The 15,692-nt window shown below is 43.8% G+C and carries 16 protein-coding genes and 2 pseudogenes; 13 read left to right on the top strand and 5 right to left on the bottom strand.

Annotated elements, in window-relative coordinates; all coding sequences use genetic code 11:
* Nucleotides 1–168: 168 nt before the first annotated feature.
* From AAW31_RS18325 to AAW31_RS18305, 5 genes are all read left to right on the top strand, one after another.
* A complete protein-coding gene (locus AAW31_RS18325; protein WP_235264423.1) occupies nucleotides 169–1,269 on the top strand; it encodes an aromatic ring-hydroxylating oxygenase subunit alpha in 1,101 nt (366 codons plus the stop codon).
* Between the two features lie 37 nt (nucleotides 1,270–1,306).
* Nucleotides 1,307–2,158, top strand: coding sequence for a DMT family transporter (locus AAW31_RS18320; RefSeq protein ID WP_046851342.1), 852 nt, complete (start codon nucleotides 1,307–1,309; stop codon nucleotides 2,156–2,158).
* 66 nt (nucleotides 2,159–2,224) lie between these two features.
* Nucleotides 2,225–2,569, top strand: a complete 345-nt coding sequence (locus AAW31_RS18315; protein WP_046851341.1) for a SpoIIAA family protein — start codon at nucleotides 2,225–2,227, stop codon at nucleotides 2,567–2,569.
* Nucleotides 2,570–2,623: 54 nt separating this feature from the next.
* Entirely contained in the window at nucleotides 2,624–3,109 is a 486-nt protein-coding gene (locus AAW31_RS18310) for a hypothetical protein (RefSeq protein ID WP_046851340.1), read from the top strand.
* Nucleotides 3,106–3,489 carry a SirB2 family protein gene (locus AAW31_RS18305; RefSeq protein WP_309567369.1) on the top strand — a complete coding sequence of 128 codons (384 nt, stop codon included), beginning with the start codon at nucleotides 3,106–3,108 and terminating at the stop codon, nucleotides 3,487–3,489. Before AAW31_RS18310 ends, AAW31_RS18305 begins: the two co-directional genes overlap by 4 nt.
* Before the next feature lie 59 nt (nucleotides 3,490–3,548).
* Here the strand turns inward: AAW31_RS18305 and AAW31_RS18300 are convergent, their stop codons facing one another.
* Nucleotides 3,549–5,426: a TonB-dependent receptor gene (locus AAW31_RS18300; RefSeq protein ID WP_235264422.1), complete on the bottom strand. Its 1,878-nt coding sequence runs from the start codon at nucleotides 5,424–5,426 to the stop codon at nucleotides 3,549–3,551.
* Nucleotides 5,427–5,756: 330 nt separating this feature from the next.
* Nucleotides 5,757–6,179 (bottom strand): Fur family transcriptional regulator, encoded by a 423-nt coding sequence (locus AAW31_RS18295; RefSeq protein WP_046851338.1) that lies wholly within the window; start codon nucleotides 6,177–6,179, stop codon nucleotides 5,757–5,759.
* Between the two features lie 116 nt (nucleotides 6,180–6,295).
* On the opposite strand from AAW31_RS18295, the pseudogene AAW31_RS23820 reads away from it, so the two are divergent.
* A pseudogene (locus AAW31_RS23820) lies at nucleotides 6,296–6,564 on the top strand (IS481 family transposase); the annotation flags it as partial.
* A 258-nt stretch (nucleotides 6,565–6,822) separates the two neighbouring features.
* On the opposite strand, the gene AAW31_RS18285 reads toward AAW31_RS23820, so the two are convergent.
* Nucleotides 6,823–7,035: a hypothetical protein gene (locus AAW31_RS18285; RefSeq protein WP_046851337.1), complete on the bottom strand. Its 213-nt coding sequence runs from the start codon at nucleotides 7,033–7,035 to the stop codon at nucleotides 6,823–6,825.
* Between the two features lie 82 nt (nucleotides 7,036–7,117).
* Between AAW31_RS18285 and AAW31_RS20255 the strand changes: the two are divergent.
* The 7 genes and pseudogenes from AAW31_RS20255 to AAW31_RS18255 form a co-directional block, all read left to right on the top strand.
* Nucleotides 7,118–7,296, top strand: a pseudogene (locus tag AAW31_RS20255) (IS3 family transposase); the annotation flags it as partial.
* 307 nt (nucleotides 7,297–7,603) lie between these two features.
* Nucleotides 7,604–8,374, top strand: coding sequence for a hypothetical protein (locus tag AAW31_RS18280; RefSeq protein ID WP_046851336.1), 771 nt, complete (start codon nucleotides 7,604–7,606; stop codon nucleotides 8,372–8,374).
* Nucleotides 8,375–8,570: 196 nt separating this feature from the next.
* Nucleotides 8,571–10,283 (top strand): multiheme c-type cytochrome, encoded by a 1,713-nt coding sequence (locus tag AAW31_RS18275; protein ID WP_046851043.1) that lies wholly within the window; start codon nucleotides 8,571–8,573, stop codon nucleotides 10,281–10,283.
* The gene (gene haoB / locus AAW31_RS18270) at nucleotides 10,280–11,431 is read left to right on the top strand and encodes a hydroxylamine oxidation protein HaoB (protein ID WP_235264421.1); all 1,152 of its coding nucleotides are present in this window, start codon (nucleotides 10,280–10,282) and stop codon (nucleotides 11,429–11,431) included. Before AAW31_RS18275 ends, haoB begins: the two co-directional genes overlap by 4 nt.
* A 35-nt stretch (nucleotides 11,432–11,466) precedes the next feature.
* The gene (cycA, locus tag AAW31_RS18265; RefSeq protein ID WP_407667755.1) at nucleotides 11,467–12,144 is read left to right on the top strand and encodes a cytochrome c-550 CycA; all 678 of its coding nucleotides are present in this window, start codon (nucleotides 11,467–11,469) and stop codon (nucleotides 12,142–12,144) included.
* A 242-nt stretch (nucleotides 12,145–12,386) separates the two neighbouring features.
* Nucleotides 12,387–13,166, top strand: coding sequence for a hypothetical protein (locus tag AAW31_RS18260; RefSeq protein WP_046851334.1), 780 nt, complete (start codon nucleotides 12,387–12,389; stop codon nucleotides 13,164–13,166).
* Between the two features lie 42 nt (nucleotides 13,167–13,208).
* On the top strand, nucleotides 13,209–14,675 hold the full coding sequence (locus AAW31_RS18255) for a DEAD/DEAH box helicase (RefSeq protein ID WP_046851333.1): 1,467 nt from the start codon (nucleotides 13,209–13,211) through the stop codon (nucleotides 14,673–14,675).
* On the opposite strand, the gene AAW31_RS18250 is transcribed toward AAW31_RS18255, so the two are convergent.
* A complete protein-coding gene (locus AAW31_RS18250; protein ID WP_046851332.1) occupies nucleotides 14,676–15,011 on the bottom strand; it encodes a putative signal transducing protein in 336 nt (111 codons plus the stop codon).
* 128 nt (nucleotides 15,012–15,139) lie between these two features.
* Complete coding sequence (gene lspA / locus AAW31_RS18245) at nucleotides 15,140–15,604, bottom strand: signal peptidase II (protein ID WP_046851331.1); 465 nt, start codon at nucleotides 15,602–15,604, stop codon at nucleotides 15,140–15,142.
* Nucleotides 15,605–15,692 lie beyond the last annotated feature (88 nt).

Raw genomic sequence — 15,692 nt, 5'->3', positions numbered from 1 at the left:
AAGCTTATTTATATATTAGAGTTTTCCTTATATTAATAAGTATAGACGCAATTTTCTGTTTTATTGATTTTTTTGAATTTCTGAATATTTGGTTTGTCCATTGGGCATTAAACTTCTGTTGAACATCACTTCTTTAATAAATGTTTTCATATGTCTAGTCTAGCGCAAATGTCACAATTGTTGACTGATTTGACTGAGAAACCACAACAACTTTCTGTTGACTGGTATTTAGATCCACATATATTGGAATTAGAAAAACAACGATTATTTGATCGGGGTCCTGGTTATGTCGGACATGAATTGATGGTACCTAATATCGGGGATTACCACGTCATGGAATGGATGAATGATGCCAATGTATTAGTCCGCAACGAGAATGGGGTTGAGCTGTTATCGAATGTGTGTCGTCATCGCCAGGCGCTTTTACTGAAAGGGCGTGGAAATGCCAGAAATATAGTTTGTCCTATCCATCGCTGGACTTATGCAATGGACGGGAAATTACTCGGGGCACCGTATTTTAACCATAATCCCTGTCTGAATTTGGGTAAAACGCCCTTACAAAATTGGAATGGGCTCTTGTTTACAGGTGAACGCAATGTTGCACATGATATGATAAATCTAAGTGTCCTCAAGGATTTTGATTTTACGGGTCATATATTTGATCGTGTTCATATAGATCATTATTCATGTAACTGGAAAACATTTATAGAAGTTTATCTGGAAGATTATCATGTCGAGCCTTTTCATCCCGGTTTGGGACATTTTGTTGATACCAATAAACTTGATTGGAAGTTTGGTGATTGGTACAGCGTTCAAGTTGTAGGAGTTAATCCTGAATTCGATCGAGCAGGCACGCCAGTATATGAGAAATGGCACAAGCAGGTATTACAGTACAATAATAATCAGACACCCCCTTATGGTGCCATTTGGTTACTTTATTATCCCAATGTGATGCTTGAATGGTATCCCCACACCCTCATCATTAGTACGATACTACCAACTGGAGTAGAAAGCTGCATGAATGTAATTGAGTTTTACTATCCAGAAGAGATTGCTTTGTTTGAGCGTGAATTCATTGAGGCAGAACAGGCAGCATACTTCGAAACTGCTTTAGAAGATGAAGAAATCTGTAGGTTGATGACAATGGGGCGTCGTGCACTTTATAAACAACATATTAATGAATGTGGTCCCTATCAAATGCCGATGGAAGCTGGGATGTTGCATTTTCATAATTTCCTGCAAAGAGAGATAGGCTCTTACTTATGCTAACTATAATTCTGAAATGTTTTTTATAAAGTAATGACTGATGCATTCGCTGTGGATGCTTGTAGCGGGTTTTTTGTTTGCCTGTATGGGAATGTTGGTAAAGCTAGGTGCAGTCTATTTTTCTAGTATCGAGTTGGTGTTTTACCGTTCCTTAATTGGTCTATTTTTAACCTATCTGACCATGCGTACTCGTCGAGTGTCATTGATTACTGAACACTGGAAAATTCATTGCTGGCGTGGACTGTTTGGTCTCGGCGGACTGTTGCTATTTTTTTATTGCATTACACAACTTCCATTAGCAACCGCCGTATCCCTGAATAATACCTGGCCGCTATTTCTAGCATTGTTGACGACAATTATTTTAAAAGAGCGTTTCCACTGGATGTTGGTTATGACAGTCGTACTCGGGTTTATAGGCGTAGTTTTGTTATTACGGCCCACTTTACATGAAGATCAGTGGCAGGCTGGATTAATTGGTCTGATCTCGGGGATTCTTGCAAGCCTCGCCCATCTTAATCTGAAACAGCTCGGTAAACTGGGTGAATCTGAATGGGTAGTGGTTTTCTATTTTACCTTGATCTGTACGGTAATAACCGGTATATGGCTGTGGTTAACTGCATTCAGTGCTATTAATTCGAATAATTTATGGATATTGGTTGGGATTGGTGTAACGGCTACTCTTGCACAGCTAGCGCTTACCAGGGCTTATCGCGTCGGTAAAACTATCGTAGTTAGTGCACTTGCATACAGTACAGTATTATTTGCAGGATTATGGGATGTTCTTTTATGGCATGAGACTTTGCCCATTTCTGCCTGGGTAGGGATGGGGATGATTGTATTAGGAGGGGCATTAAGCCTGAGAAGTGCTCCAATAAGTGTTAGCAGGCACTAGATTCAATCATATTTACCTGGTGAATTAATTATTTAGAATGAATACATTATATCTGGGAGTACGCGCATGATTACTATTCAAAAAATCAATAACCTGATCATTTTAGCTGTAATTGGGGAATTTACTCTCAGTGATTTTAAAGAATTTGAAGACAAGGTGTTATATCGATCACATCCTGAAGATAAGATAAATTTATTGTTTGATTGGCGTGATATGGTCGATTATACGGTTGATGTCGCTTGGGAAGAGATCAAATTTATGCGTGAGCATGGTAGTGAATTCAATCGGGTCGCGGTCGTTACTGATAATCAATGGCAGGCATGGAGTGCATGGGTATCAAATTTGTTTATCGATGCGGATGTAGTGGTTTTCTCTGATTATGAGGAAGCAAAGGAATGGGTTTCCTTGTAAATAGATGCTAAGCTTTTGGCGTATTCATGTAAAAAAATTCAAGCATAATTCAGCATGGATGAGTTTGTTTTAGCTCGGGTATTGCATGTATTGGGTGTAGTCCTTTGGATTGGTGGGGTGGCCATGGTAACAACAGTCCTGCTTCCTGCCGTAGCGAAAATAAAATTAGCTGAAGAGCGGGTCGAGTTCTTTGAGCTTATTGAAAGCTGCTTTGCTACTCAAGCGCGCTATACCACATTGTTAGTAGGATTGAGCGGTTTTTACATGGTACATATTCTAGATGGATGGAGCCGTTTTGTTGAGCCCCATTTCTGGTGGATGCATGCCATGGTGTTCGTGTGGAGTGTTTTCACGCTAATGCTTTTTGTGCTGGAGCCATGGGTGCTCCATAAATGGTTTAAGACTAGAGCGCTAAATAAGCCAGAACAAACATTTGTGTTGATTCAGCGTCTGCACTGGTTTTTATTGAGTATCAGCTTGGTTACAGTTGCGGGTGCGGTTGCGGGTAGTCATGGCTGGGTTTTGTTTGGGGAAGGATGATGAGCTATACGGTATTAAAATTCATTCATATATCCAGTGTCATACTAAGTTATTTGCTGTTTCTAACACGGGGTATTTGGATGATACATTCATCAGCTCAATTACAGCAACGGTGGGTAAAAATAATGCCACACGTAATTGATACAGTGTTGCTAACCAGCGCAATCACGCTGACAGTCCTGATACAACAATACCCGCTCGCAGATGCTTGGCTGACTGCAAAGGTCGCGGGACTGCTTCTTTATATTGGTTTGGGCATAACAGCATTCAGATTCGGCAAGACCTACCCAATAAAAGTTGGCGCCTGGATTATGGCTCAGATAGTGTTCTTTTATATTGTATTAGTTGCGCTGACTAAAAATCCTGCAATATTCTTATAAATTAAGTTATAAGTGAGATAACTTAAATCTTTGAGTAAAGGTTCTCTTATTGAGCAGGTTTAGAAATCACCTCTTATTCCTGCTACTAAAGCTCTTCCAGGTAAAGGTGCAAAATTCTTCAAAAAAGAGGTATGAACACGTATTTCCTCATCAAGCAAATTTTTTCCTTGAACAAAGAGCCGGATACCATTTGATCGAGTTTCTTTTATGCGGTAGCTAGCTTCTAGATTGAGTAGCGTATAACCGGGAGTGCTGGTTTCAAGTTCAGCTCGTTTATTCTGGCGGAGTACGTGTATCGTCGTGAGGTTCGCTGCCCAGGAGCCCTGCTGGTAGTTTAGTTCCAATCCAAAACGTTGTGGGGTAGTGCGTGGGACATTTCCATCATTGTGGTTTAATTTGCCGCGTACATAATCTGTGAATAAACGCAACTCTAAATTATCCGGGTTAAGCGTAAAAATAACTTCCGCTTCTGCTCCATAGAAGGTGGCGTCTGTTTGAGCCATATTCAGTAACTGAAATTCACCTTGTGGATTTAATGTTCCATCTTCATCAACACGATCCGCAATGCCATCTCCATTCGTATCCACATTTCTTAAAAAAATATAGTTGTTAAATCGGTTATAAAAAGCATTCACCTTCCATCTCATGGATCCAGTAGTTTTGCTAAGGGACAAATCAAGATTATTGGTGGCTTCTTTATGTAGCGCATTATCGCCAATTTGGAAGGTGCCTGTGGCATGATGAGGGCCATTTATATAGAGCTCTTCTATCGCTGGCGCGCGTTGGCCATGCGTTGCTGTTAATCCTAAATTATAGTCTTTTATAAAATTCCAGAAAGTGCCAGCGGAACCATTGAACAGACCGAATGCGCGAGACCGGTCAATGTTGTTTTGTGGATTACGTGTTGCATACTCATAGCGACTACCAAATTCAAATCGAAAATTACCCCAGCTGCGTTCTTCGATAAGGAACAGCCCGGTAGAACGTGATTTTGTCACGGGTATTATCGCCTCTTCACCTAAAGCAGAAAATGTTCGATCCTGAAACTGTATGCCGAATAAACCTTTTAAATCAGCAATAGGCGAATGCAAAAACTCAGCCCGCGTTTCCAGTTCCCGGTTTTTAAAACGAGTCGCGATTTCCCCATTACTTTCAAGTTCATTATGTTTATAGTCATTGTAGCCCACGCGTACTTTGAGTTTTTCAAGGCCGGTAAGGGGGGTGTCCAGCTCCCCAGTCAAGTTGTAACGAGCTTGGGTCAACTCAATAGTAGGCCTTTCAGGAGTGGGGATGCCATATTTGCTCTCCTGTAATGCGATAGAGCCACCGAAGAATCCTCTTTCACCTATATAGGAGCTGCCAACAGACAAACCTTGAGAATCAACCGCACTGTTTTTGACTACATTCTTTTCATTGTTAACTTCCTGATTAATATTGGCATGACCGGGAATATCGTAATCGCTCGTTTTACGCTTGAAGCCGCCGACGCTCCATGAGGTTTGACCAAAACTGCCATTTACATTAAGCGCCCCAGTTCTTTCTTCAGTTGCAGTATTCCCCCGTACTTCAAAATTACCTTTTAATGATTTAAACACTTGATTAGGGATGCGCCCAGTTACAGCATTCACTATTCCACCTGTTGCCCCTCCACCATAAAGCAGGGTTGCTGGGCCCCGCAGAATTTCAATTTGCGAAGTATTAAGCGTCTCAATAGTGACGGCGTGATCTGGGCTGAGAGAAGAAATATCAAGTGTGCTGATGCCGTTCTCCAGTACCTGAATACGTGGCCCATCCAAAGCGCGGATGATAGGACGGCCGGCTCCAGGTCCAAATGAGCTCGAGGCTACGCCAAGTTCACTAGATAACGTATCACCAAGACTTATCTCACGCTTTCTGCGAAGGTTGTCTCCATGTAAAACACTAGTAGGTTGAGTCATATTGAGCTCACTCCGGTCTTGAAATGGCGTCGAAGTGATGGTGACCTCGGGAAGCTTAATTGTTGTGTTGGCTTCTTCAGCTTGAGCGTTAGTATTGAAAACAAAGAGGATTAGACTTATGGCAGTTAGCCTTAATCGTTCTTTTTGATGGTACCTGGTTGTATTTTTTATGATTCTATGATGCGTCATGCCGATGAGTAGTACTTTATAGTTAAGAGTTGGGGGAGCTGTCGTCCCATAAAATGCAACTGAGTTGCGTTTTATGGGAAATAAAGGGTAATTATTTTGTAGAAAATGGTTACTATTCCCTTTTTCTGAATGGCTGCTCCATCAAGCGCATTCAGCACATACCCCTTTAACCGTTAATTCAACTTCATGAAATAAATAACCAAGTGGTAAGGAAGGATTGGATTTAATCCTGAAGTTATTCAGACATATGACTTTGGTGCATCGTGTACATATAAAATGCGCGTGTTGATGTGAATGTAATTCCATATTGACGCGAAAGCGCCATACTCGATCATCTCCTGCGATTTTATGTACTAAATTATTCTTGCTCAACCATTCAAGAACGCGGTAAAGCGTTACGCGATCCAGATGTTCTTTCACGTTTAATCGTTCTTCAATCTCACGATGGGTAAGTGCATATTGCTCTGCTAATAGTATGGCAAGCGTTCGAAGTCTATTATGAGTGACGCGATACCCAGTATGTCTAATCAGCTCTTTGGCTTTTTCATAGAAGTCATTTGGCATAGAAAAATAATATGCAACTTAGTTGCATTTAATTATAGTAAATAAATTTCTAAAAAGATACTTTATTGATCAAAAAGGATGAGTGGAAGAAGCAGCCAGCCGTCCTCGGCCTGATTCGGTTAAAGCTGCATTACTGCTTGCAATACCACGGCATATCCCGCTTGCCGGAGATTGAAGGCGATAAACCCAAGAAGAAATTTAGAAATTATCCTATCGGCTACTTTCATACCGATATCGCAGAAATTCAAACGGAGGAGGCAGGCTGTCTCTGTTTGCCGCATTGACGCACGCCAAAATATGTCCGCACCGAGCTGCATGAGCGTTTCACCAGAGGGTCGCGGCAGGTTCTTTACGTACCCTGCCTAAAGCTGTACCTTACAAAATTCTACTTTTTCCATTTCTAAATCAAAAATAACGCGAAGGCGAACCGCAGACAGTATAAATAAAATAATGCGGTAAGGTGAAGCCGACAAACTCAGTTTTGATTTAGAAATGGAAAGCATCATAAAGTTAGGTTTATTGACTTTAAGGAGCCTTTAAAAATTCATATTTGCGCGCATCCGCTTTGCTGAGTGCCTGTTTGCCCCGTTAACCCAGCGTGAGCCTCTCAACTCACTGGGCTCCCATTATACAACCATTGGTCTCACACCCATCTTCCAATGCGGAAACATACCAGGATGCATTTTAGCAATGCAGCCAAGTCGGTATTCCGCACGTCTTCTGTGATGCTTGAGCTTTTTGTATTTCCTCCTCGCCCATAAAGCCAGCCAATGGTTGCGGCAACGATATCGGCAATATCCAACATTATTTGCACATTGGTGTGTTTGGCATTGGGCGGCTGAATAACGAATAACAAGAGCCGTATGAATCGAGAGGTTCACGTACGGTTACGAGCACCTGAAGGGAGCGGCTCCCTTCAGGTGACTCGACCCGTATCGGAAAGCTTCTTCCATACCTTAAAAACAGAATTGATCCATCATCAAACGTTTCTTCTCGGGAAGAAGGTAAACAGGCTGTGTTTGAATATATCGAAGTGTTTTACAACCGAGAGCGATTGCATTCAGCTAATGGATATATATCGCCCGTTGACTTCGAGTTGCAGCAAAATGCTGCTTAACTTTGTGTCCAGAAAAGTGTTGACACATCAGGCATAAATGGGCATACGCCAAAGTACTGCGTAAACAACATTGCCAAACCGTTGAGATGCTCTTCAAATTCTATACATTATGAATCATTCTTAGCTGGTTAAGCTATATTTGAATTTTTCTGATTAAATTCTCTACATTGTTTTCATGGCATACTTATTCAGACCTTCCTTAAATTTTGTTATACAATCCATCAGAGCAAATATGCTGGGCAATATTCAATATTGCTGAGTAAGTTACAATTACAAGTTGTTTAAGATTAAAGATTTTGGAGAATGTATGAGAAAGGCTTCACGTAATAGATGGGTTGTGCAATTATGCGTAGCAGCAATATTTTCATTAGCAGCTTTTTCCCTTCATGCACAGTTGATGCTTGCGCATGAGGGACATCATGCTGGGCATGGTGGATGTCAAGTTAAAGAGGGAGAGTTTCCGGTAACTGTCAGCATATATGAAGTGCCGGAAGGTGATATTCCTCCCATGCATTCCTATTGTGATCATGTGCCAAATATTGGAAAAGTAAATGTGACGATTGAGCTGCCTACTGAAGCGCGTGAGATACCGCTTGCCGTACGCCTTGTAAAAGAGGGGCATGAGGGGCATGGGGGAGAAGTTAAGGGCAACACAGCGGCGAATAACAGCGACAATAAAGAGCAAGATCATGAAATGAACCATAATGAGCATAAAGGTCACGCTAATCATGATGCTCATGCTGGGCATCAAGTGAATAAAAATGAAGAGCATAAAGATAAAGCACATGATGGCTTTTATATGGCGCCCACAACCTATCCTTCTGGAATTGTTGTTGTGGCGACAGAGCTTAAGGAGCTTGGTCAATATGCAATACTACTGGAAAAAGTAGAAGGTGATACTGTGCGTACTGCTGTTCGTGTTCCGCTGCATGTTGGTGGAGAGGGTGGGCATGGGGGCCATGGTGGTGGTATTGGCATGCTGGAGATCATGCTCTTGCTCGGTTTAGCAGGCGGAGTCGCGTACTTTTTCTTGCGGTCTAAAAAAAATTCAGCCAAAGAAATTACTGAGAAATCATAATTTAATTAGCTGGATAATAATTTATCACCCAAAATCCTTGACACAGATATGGTCAAAGAAGTAGGCTTGGGAGTTACAAGTAAAGAAAAAGAAGTATGGGTTAGTATTGACTTTATGCTCAAGCTATCGGAAGAAATGGATAGGCATTTTTAGATGGGCATGAATGGATAACAACATAAGAAAGAAGGAGAGAGGAATGGATGCCAGAAAATGGCTGAAAGGGCTAGCGATAGCCTGTGGAGTAATGATGGCGGGAGCAGTGCATGCGAACCTGTCGACCGTGCCGGATGAGACATACAAGGCACTGAATCTGGATCGTAGCAAGGCAACGCCGAAGGAGACCTACGACGCGCTGGTCAAGCGCTACAAGGATCCTGCTCAGGGAGCAGGACGTGGCACGATGGCTGAATACTGGGAGCCGATTCCCTATAGCATGTATTTGGACCCGACCACCTTTTACAAATCCCCTTCATCGGTCAAGGAAGTCGTCACGCGTCAAGAATGCGTCGAATGTCACTCCGACGAATCACCGGTCTGGGTACAAGCCTGGAAACGCAGCACCCATGCTAACCTGGACGAAGTACGTAAACTGAAACCGGAAGATGCGAAATATTACAAAAAGGAAAAGCTGGAGGAAGTCGAAAATAACCTGCGTTCTCTCGGTAAACTGGGTGCCAAGGAGAATCTGAAGGAAGTAGGCTGTATCGACTGCCACGTCGAAATAAACACCAAGAAGAAAGCGGATCACACCAAAGACATCCGCATGCCGACCGCTGACGCCTGCGGCACCTGTCACCTGCGCGAATTTGCCGAGCGTGAATCGGAACGCGACACCATGATTTTCCCGAATGGACAATGGCCGGAAGGACGCCCCTCGCATGCACTGGACTGGAAAGCCAACATCGAAACCACCGTCTGGGCTGCTATGCCGCAGCGCGAAGTGGCTGAAGGCTGCTCCATGTGCCACTACAACCAGAACAAATGTGACGGCTGTCATACCCGGCATGAATTTTCTGCGGCAGAATCCCGTAAACCGGAAGCCTGCGCCACCTGCCACAGCGGGGTAGACCACAACAACTGGGAAGCCTACTCCATGTCCAAACACGGCAAAGTCACCGCCATGATGGGCGACAAATGGAACTGGGACGTGCCCTTGAAAGACGCCTTTGAAAAAGGCGGCCAAAGCGCCCCCACCTGTGCCAGCTGCCACATGGAATATGAAGGCGAATACGCGCACAACATGGTACGAAAAGTACGCTGGGCCAACTATCCGTTTGTACCCGGTGTGGCTGAAAACATCACCAGCGAATGGTCAGAAAAACGACTCGACTCCTGGGCAGCCACCTGTAGTCAATGTCACTCCGAGCGTTTTGCGCGCACCTACCTGGAACTCATGGACAAAGGCACGCTCGAAGGCCTGGCCAAATATCAGGAAGCCCATGACATCGTCAAGAAGCTCTACGATGAAGGCCTGCTGACCGGACAAAAAACCAACCGTCCGGCCCCGCCTGCTCCTGACAAACCGGGCTTTGGCCAATTCACCCAGCTGTTCTGGTCAAAAGGCAACAACCCGGCCTCGATGGAACTCAAAGTACTCGAAATGGCTGAGAACGACCTTGCTAAAATGCACGTAGGCTTTGCCCACGTCAACCCCGGTGGCTGGACCTATACGGAAGGATGGGGTCCAATGAATCGCGCCTATGTCGAAATTCAGGACGAACACACCCGACTGCGCGAAATGCTCACCCTGCAGGAACGCGTCAACAAACTGGAAGGAAGCAAAACCAGTCTGCTTGACCTGAACAGCAACAGTGAAAAAATCTCACTGGGCGGACTCGGCGGTGGCCTGCTGCTGGCTGGCACGCTCGCGCTGATCGGCTGGCGTAAACGTAAGCAAAACAAAGCTTGAGTACTGCCAATGACAAACAGCGCCCCCCCGGGGGGCGCTGGCAAGACAAGCTCCTCCCGTTACTAGGCATCACGCTCGTAACGGGAGGTTTCATTTTACTTAGCTGGTTTGCTTATCTCTGGCTGACACCGCAGACAGCCCCCTATCACTACCAGCTGATCGCAGAAGGGGAAGCGAACCAATTTCCGGAACTCGAACTGGAAGCCTGGCCGACGCTCAAGGTCAGCAAATATGAAATACACATAGCAGAAAAAGACCAGCCCATTGCGCTGGCCTATTTCGGGCAAAAGGAAAAAGAAGGGCCGGTACTGCTCAACTGGGAAAATCAAACGGGAGAACCGCTGCTTGCCCTGGAGCGCAAACCCTCGGAGCTGAGCGCATTAGCCAGCGCCATCGGCAAATACGTCTCGCCGGACGCCCTTATCCTGGCCTGGTGGGATACCTCGCGTCAAATACACCTGCTGTCCGAACGCAACACCCTGTTTAACGCACACTTAAATGAACCGCTCATCATTCCGGCGCGCTGGCAGCAGCATGCCGACACCATCCGTACCTATGAAAGCGACCTTTCACACAGTGTGCCCACCGCACAAGAACGAGACCAGTTCCAGCGCTTTACTGAAGCCCTGCTGCAACCGCCCGAAGCAGGCGCAGCCAAACTGCGTGACCTGATTGGCCCCAACCAGGAAGCCTACCTCGTGATCCATGTCTCTGACTTATACAAATTAGGACTGCTGCACCCGGACAAATTTGGCGTTGCCTACAAAAACTTCATGCTGACCGGCAATATCCATGGGCTGATCAACCACATGAAAGTCGAGATGAAAGAACATGATTACAACACCTATACCCTGCAATCCCTGTCTGATCGCGACATCCGGGCATTCTTTCTTGCCGACGAGCCCAGCACGCAGACCCTCATGGCGCGTCTGCTGCCTTTTACTGAGAAAGAGCCGCCACTGAACCTCCAGGCGGTGCAACTCGTTTATCAACAAGGGGATACTGGGTATACAAGCTGCCATGAAGCGAGCCGCCAACCAATACCCCTGATCGCATCAAAACCATTTACACAATCCGATGATCGCGTACAATTGAGGCTTAGCCGGATGATAATCAAGACCCAAATTAAAAGAGAGGAGAGAACATGAAGTACATTACAGCCTATGCCGTTGCTATCGCAGCCATGTTTGCATTCATGACAGGCGCTGCTATCGCCGCCTCAGACGCCCCATTTGAAGGTCGCACCAAATGCAGCAACTGTCACAAATCGCAAGCCAAATCCTGGAAAGACACCGCCCATGCCAAAGCGATGGAATCGCTCAAGCCCAATACCAAAAAGGAAGCCAAAGTCAAAGCCAAGCTGGATCCTGAGAAAGACTATACCCAGGACAAAGACTGCGTCGGCTGTCATGTCGACGGATTTGGCAAAACAGGCGGCTATAGCATTGATGCCCCGAAAAAACCGCTGACAGGAGTAGGCTGTGAATCCTGTCATGGACCGGGCAAAAATTACCGTGGCGATCACCGCAAGGCCGGGCAAGCTTTTGAGAAATCAAACAAGACCACGCCGCGTAAAACCCTGGCAGACAAAGGACAAGACTTTGCGTTTGAAGAAAGCTGCAATGCCTGTCACCTGAACTATGAAGGTTCGCCCTGGAAAGATGCGAAACCGCCTTACACCCCCTTTACTCCGGACGTGGATCCGAAATACGCCTTTGACTTTGATAAAATGGTCAAAGATGTGAAAGCCATGCACGAGCACTTCAAACTCGATGGTGTGTTTGTGGGTGAACCTAAATTCAAGTATCACGATGAATTCCAGGCCAATGCCAAAGAAGGTGAAAAAGGAAAAGAAGAGTAAAAAAGTAAAGAATAAAAACGTTTGTTTTTGGTAAAATTTCATCAGTACCCATCTTATGCTGGGAAGAATAAAGTGGTATCTCCCAGCTAGTTTTCTTATGGCCCGCTATTATCTTTTTTAAATGAAGATAATAGTGTGCTTACTTTGCTTAATGGTCCTTAATGCAAATATAAAGTACCAAGATTACATGTGCTCGTCGGATATGATGAGCTCTTTATTTTTTTATTCCATTAAGGTAATAAATGCTTCGTTATTTCCCCGCACCTGATGTGGTTTGTATTCACAAGAAGCGAGATTACTTCATCGCTGCTTTTACATTTTTTTGTGTGGCGGTAAGCCTGATTATCGATGCGCATGCAAATTTGATCATTCAGAATCTGCTGGGGATCATAGCATGGGTATTTTTAATTGGTTTATTAGCAGGTGAAAATAAGGAAATAAGAATACAAGTAGTGATTGCCGTGGCATTTGCGACAGCAGGTGAGCATTTTGCCTCTGTTTATATGGGGGGGTATACTTACAGGTTTGAAAATGTACCTTTATATGTACCTCCAGGACATGGAATGGTTTATTTAACGGCAGTCGCGCTGGCTCGTTCAGGTTTTTTCCTTAAATATGCGAGGAAAATTGCTGCATTCGTTGTAGTCGTATGCGGCATCTGGTCGTTTTGGGGAGTTAGTGGCATCCCCGAACAGGGAGATCAGGTAGGAGCAATATTATTTTGTGTGTTTCTCATCTATCTATTCAAAGGTAGATCTCCCATGGTTTATCTGGCTGCTTTTTTTATCACCACCTGGTTAGAGTTGATTGGTACAGCTGCTGGAACATGGTATTGGGCAAAGCTTGAGCCCATTTTTAACTTATCGCAAGGAAATCCTCCCAGTGGTGTTGCTGCCTGGTACTGTCTCGTTGATGCAGTGGCTATTGGTGGTGCACCCCTTGTCCAAAATATCATGAATAAATTTAATCAGTGGCTAAGAACCGATAAATCTAAACGTAGTATTCAACAGGAGACAGAATAATCAAACAATTTTTAAATACAGTCACAAAGACTGAACAGATTTATGAGTAATCCCACAGCATTTGATCAATTAAATTTATCAAGTGAGCTTCTGAGAGCAATCTCAGATCACGGGTATGTCAAACCGACCCCAATACAAGCTCAGGTTATACCACATATCCTTGAAGGCAAAGACATAATGGGTAGTGCCGAAACAGGCACAGGAAAAACAGCTAGCTTTACCTTACCCATGTTGCATCGATTGCAATCTCATGCGAATTCGAGTGCCTCACCAGCCAAGCATCCTATTCGAGCATTGATACTTGCACCTACACGTGAACTTGCTACGCAGATACATGATAATGTCAAAAACTACGGAAAATATACACAATTACGAAGCACGGTAATTTTCGGCGGTACGAGTATCGATCCTCAAATTAAGGAACTGCAAGCTGGAGTAGAAATTCTGGTCGCAACACCCGGCCGTCTATTAGATCACATTGAGCAGAAAACCATCAATCTATCTAACGTAACCATTTTAGTCCTGGATGAAGCTGATCGTATGCTCGATATGGGCTTCCTGCCAGATATCAAGCGTATTCTTATGTTGCTTCCTCAGCAGCGGCAGAGCTTGATTTTTTCTGCCACTTTTTCTGAGGAAATCAAGCAACTTGCTGACAAGCTGCTGAAGCAGCCAATTTTAATTGAGGTGGCAAAACGCAATGCGATTAATCAATCCATCTCGCACAGGGTTCATTTAGTTAACCTTGAACGCAAGCATGAATTATTGGTGCAGTTAATTAAGCAAAATGATCTTAAACAGGTCTTGATTTTTGTTAGAACCAAACAAGGTGCAGATCGTCTGGCCAAGCTACTTTTGCAGTATGATGTAATAACAACAGCGATTCATGGCGATAAAAATCAGCAGCAACGTACCCAAGCACTTAATGATTTCAGAGAAGGAAAAATTCAGGCATTGGTGGCAACTGATGTAGCCGCACGGGGATTGGATATTGAGAGTCTTACTTATGTAATTAACTTCGAGTTACCAACTGTTCCAGAAGATTATATCCATCGCATTGGACGAACAGGCCGTGCGGGGAGTAAAGGTAATGCCATTTCGTTAGTAAGTGAAAATGAAAAGGAATATCTGGTAGGTATTGAGAAGCTGCTCCAAACGAAACTGGCTGTGACGAAAACGAATGGGTTTGAAACTGGGAAGAGTCATTATTCTGTTTTTCCACAAACTACGCATCATCAAGGGCATAATGGCAAGCTAATGCATCATAAGACTGGCTTAGAAAGGAGTAAACATAGTGGGGGTAAGCAGCAACCAGCTTCTTATGGAAGAAATAAACCATCTCGACCCATTCCAGTTGATCCGATCTTTACTCAACCATATGTACCTATGGCGCTGGTAAAGAAATCAGATACCAGCGATAAAGTTTCTCATTCTATTAGTCAACCGAATAAAAAGGTTATTCCGGCACTCTTTACGCCGTTCCTTATTGATAAGCGCAAGCAAGATTAATTAAGTATTGTTTAATTGCAAATGCACAATTTCCAACCCTTCACCGCATTGCCAACATAACTGAAAATTTCGTGGATTTTGCTCATGGCATGCTGGGCAAACCACACACCCTTCTTCAACTGGCGTGTTTTCATATATATCAATAATCGCTCGTGCTTTTTCAAAATCATTATCTTGAATGATCCATACCTCAGGGTACGTATGGGTAAAAGGAATTTCTCCTACTCCACCCTGTGCATGGGTATTAAATAGCTTTGCTGGTATATAAGCATGTTCTAGCAAGCAAAGGATCATCTGTGCTTCGATCAGATTGCTGGCAGAATAGAGCTTTTTCATATCATAAGAATAAAATTAAATTCTAATCGTTTATATTAAATTATGTATTTTTTATTGGAAATCAAAATGGAATAATTTGTTGGCAACCCACATTGATATTAAACCTTCTATGTTATTTTTGATCTTTTCTACGGATTTTTTGACTGGAAGCTATCATAAATGAGTAATACCGCTCCAACAAAAATTGCCGAATCCGCAATATTAAATGCAGGCCAGTGATAGTTGCCAATGTAGAAATCAAGAAAATCAATGACGTGTCCCAATGTGATGCGATCCCAAAGATTTCCGAGCGCACCGCCTAATACCAGGCTTAAGGCAAGACAAAACAGCTTACTGGTTGCGTGTTTATGCAGTAGAAAGATGATCACGATTGAGGTAATCAGTGCAATACCACTCAAGAGCCAGCGTTGCCAGCCGGAAGCATCGCTCAGAAAACTGAAGGCTGCGCCTGGGTTATAAGCTAGCGATAAATTAAAAAAAGAAGTCACTGGGATCGGTTGACCATAAAGTAACCTGGCTTCCACCCAATACTTCGTGGCTAAATCCAGGACTAACACGACAAATGTAATTGTCAGACTATAATAGAGTTTCATTGGTGAAAGTTATGATGGACGAGGATTAAAGATGTTTGCCAGTTCTAAATCAAACCTGCTTCGTCGTTTTCTTCTTGCGCTATTATTG

Origin of the sequence: Nitrosomonas communis (assembly GCF_001007935.1) — a bacterium.
Lineage (GTDB): Bacteria > Pseudomonadota > Gammaproteobacteria > Burkholderiales > Nitrosomonadaceae > Nitrosomonas > Nitrosomonas communis.
Note: the sequence above shows the minus strand (reverse complement) of the source record. Positions and strands in the feature narration are given on the sequence as shown.